Below are 1,256 nucleotides of genomic sequence, written 5' to 3'. Positions count from 1 at the left end.
TTATTACTTTCATTCGACTCAGGAATTTGATTGCGAATATCGCTCTTGACGATCGCATAATAATCACCAGGAAGTACACCAGGCAATGCTGCACTTAGAGTTTCACTATAACTACCACCAATAGCCACATCGCCATTGTGTTGCACCCTTCCAAACAAAGCATCCTCCACATCCCACTGGTTATCCGCAGAGATGTAAATCGTATCAAACCAACTACCCAAAGCCGCATTTGTCCCTTGGTTGATCACGGTGTAGCTAATAGTTGCATTTTGCCCTGGTACAGCATTGGCGGGAATGGTAATTGTCCCTATTACCAAGTCAGATGGTTGTGGCAGACTAATTTCTGTAGAATTAGCATCATAGCCAACGTTATTCAACTCACCACTCAGTTCATTAATATTATTGCCGCTGTCTGCAACTGCAAATACATAAAATGGCCCAGAAAATCCTTGAGGAATTCTAAAGGATGTGGTGTCAGTGTAACTAGCCCCTGCTGCTAAATCTTCTGTCCGCGTCTTGTATCCTATGTATGTATCGCTACTGCGGTCAAAGAATTGGTCACGGGATAAGTAAAACGCATCGTACCACGAACTACTTCCCGTACTTGCAGCCCCATCATTACTAACTGTCCAAGTAACATTGAACAACTGACTACTAATACCAGTGCTAGCAGCATCAACGCTAGCTACAACCAAGTCTGCCACAGGACTCAGAGAAATGTTAGTAGTACCAGAACTAACTAAATCATTATTGTTTTCAAAGGGAGTTTCCAGGACGAAATTGCTACTATCAGTCCGAACAATAGTATAAAATTCACCCTGTAAGTCTATCGGCAAATTAAAACTGCGAGACACGCTATACTCAGCCGATACTTCTAACGCCCCAGAACGGTATACCCTACCCAACAATCTATCATTGCCACTAATTACCGAGTCAGTAGAAAGATAAACATCGTCATACCAGAAAAGTGCGTTGGTCTTTCCTGTCCCGAAGTTCTTAACTGTCCAGTCAACTGTTAAGGCTTGTCCTGACAACGCAGTTGTGGGAATACTCACCCCTGTAACTTGCAAGTCTGGAGTTTGGCGAGTGATGCTCAGGGATTGTACGGTTGAGTTATTGCCTTCATTGGTAGCTTCGTACACCCTGTTATTGGCATCTGTCGCCACAAATAGATTGTAATTACCAATTAAGCTGAAAGGAATGGTAACTAATTCTTGACGTGAATAAGAACCGCCAGGATTGAGTAAACCATTCCG

At 43.1% G+C, this 1,256-nt stretch carries 1 protein-coding gene; it reads right to left on the bottom strand.

Translation table 11 applies throughout. From position 1 onward, the window contains the following. The coding region (locus tag IQ246_RS29715) for a CARDB domain-containing protein (protein ID WP_194006861.1) at positions 1–1,256 on the bottom strand (1,256 nt) is incomplete at both ends.

The organism is aff. Roholtiella sp. LEGE 12411 (assembly GCF_015206995.1).
Lineage (GTDB): Bacteria > Cyanobacteriota > Cyanobacteriia > Cyanobacteriales > Nostocaceae > Komarekiella.
Note: the sequence above shows the minus strand (reverse complement) of the source record. Positions and strands in the feature narration are given on the sequence as shown.